Source organism: Arthrobacter sp. Dra40 (genome assembly GCF_059091905.1).
In genome coordinates, this window is sequence record NZ_JBNHHB010000443.1 from 1 (window position 1) to 1,830 (window position 1,830).

The following is a 1,830-nucleotide window of genomic DNA, read 5'->3' on the forward strand; positions in this document are numbered from 1 at the left end:
TGCCCACCACGGCCGCATTCACGAACACGGAAATGGGCAGGCAATGGTTCCAAAAGGCCGTCGGCTGGACTATCGCCTTCATCCTTTACAAGCCGGCTGCCGCCATCGTGTACTCGGTCGCGTTCCTGCTGATGGGTAAGACCAGCGGCCGGGATGCCCTGGTGGGTTCGATCAGCGGGTTCACGTTGATGATCGTGGCGTTGTTCGCGCTTCCAGCCTTGATGCGGTTCGTCACCCCAATGGTCGGAGCCGTTGCCTCCGGCGGTGGCGCGGCAGCTGGGGCCGCGGTCGGTGCTATTGCAACCGGGGCTGTCTCCATGGGCCGTCCCGGCAGTGGGCGAGGTAACGCAACACCGATGCCGCCCAGCAGCAACAGCACGTCCAACACCCACAGCGGCAGCTCTCCAAAGGGCAGCGCTGGCTCTTCGGGCCCACGGGGTGGGGGAGGACAGCCGACGCCAGGCACTACAGGCCCGGGCGGAGCAGCCGGTAAAGCCGGCACGGCGGGGGCGGCAGCACCCGCCGGAAGCGCTGCAGCCACGACCGGGGCCGCGGCTACCGGCCCGGCAGGCATGGCCGTAGCCACCGGTGTCCAGGCGGCGTCCAGGACATCAGAAGCAATCAAGACGACCGCGCAGGATTCAACGGGTGAGGGCCCCAGTGGCAGCAATTAACACCGAATACAAAGAACCGTCCTACGGCAACTGGCGCGTCCCGCGCTCAGCCGGGTTAGGCAATCTCGGCGCGATCGGCACCGGCATCGTCATGGTCGGCCTCCTCCTAGGCATCGTCAGCTTCGCCATCTGGGGCCTATTCGTCGGCCTTGGCGTCCTCGCCGTTGCCGGCGCCTGCGCACTGCTTCTGACCGTCAAGGACAAGCACGGCCAGTCCGTCGTGGACCGTCTGGGTATTCGCATGGCGTTCAAGGTCTCGAAGTCCTCAGGGACGAATCTGTACCGTTCCGGTCCGCTGGGTGTGACGGAGTGGGGCATGTACCAGCTCCCGGGGCTGGCTGCGAAGTCCACGCTGTACGAGTTCACTGACTCCTACAAGCGTCCGTTCGCCGTGCTGCATGTGCCGGCCACCAGCCACTTCACGGTGATCTTCTCCACCGAACCCGACGGGGCTTCCCTCGTGGACCCGGAGCAGGTTGATGCCTGGGTGGCTAACTGGGGCGGCTGGCTCGCCGGTCTGGCCGACGAGGCCGGCCTGGACGCGGCTGCCGTCACGGTTGAGACCGCCCCGGACTCCGGGTACCGGCTGCGGAATGAGGTCATGTTGAATATCGACCCGGACGCCCCGCAGTTCGCCAAGGATGTGCTCCATGAGGTCGTCGAAACCTACCCGGAAGGATCGGCCACGGTCCGCGCCTGGGTTTCCCTGACCTTCAACGCCTCCTTGCGCGCGGGCTCGAAGAAGCGCACCCCGGAGGATGTCGCCCGCGACCTGGCCTCGCGGATCCCTGGTCTGTCGGCCCGGCTGCAATCCACCGGTGCCGGGATCGCCCGGCCCATGTCCGCGCAGGAACTTTGCGAGGTCGTCCGGATCGCCTACGACCCGCCGGCGGCGCTGATCATTGACGAGGCCCACGCGGCCGGCACCCCGGTGTCCCTTATCTGGGGCGAGGTCGGACCCACCGCGACGCAGGCCAGCTGGGACGATTACCGCCACGACTCCGCGTTCTCTGCGTCCTGGACCATGACCGGGGCACCCCGGGGGTCCGTGAACTCCTCCGTCCTGTCGCGGCTGCTGGCCCCGCACGGGGACATTGACCGCAAACGCATCTCCCTGCTCTACCGCCCGATGGACTCCGCCAAGGCAGCAACCATC

The 1,830-nt window shown here is 67.2% G+C and carries 2 protein-coding genes; both read left to right on the forward strand.

Annotation, left to right across the window (positions count from 1 at the left end; all coding sequences use genetic code 11):
* Positions 1-674, forward strand: a 674-nt coding sequence (locus AC5RWT_RS36955) for a TrbL/VirB6 family protein (RefSeq protein WP_494084552.1), incomplete at its 5' end; no start/stop codon positions are given.
* A partial coding sequence (locus AC5RWT_RS36960; protein WP_494084553.1) for an SCO6880 family protein occupies positions 661-1,830 on the forward strand: 1,170 nt, incomplete at its 3' end. The genes AC5RWT_RS36955 and AC5RWT_RS36960, both read left to right, overlap by 14 nt.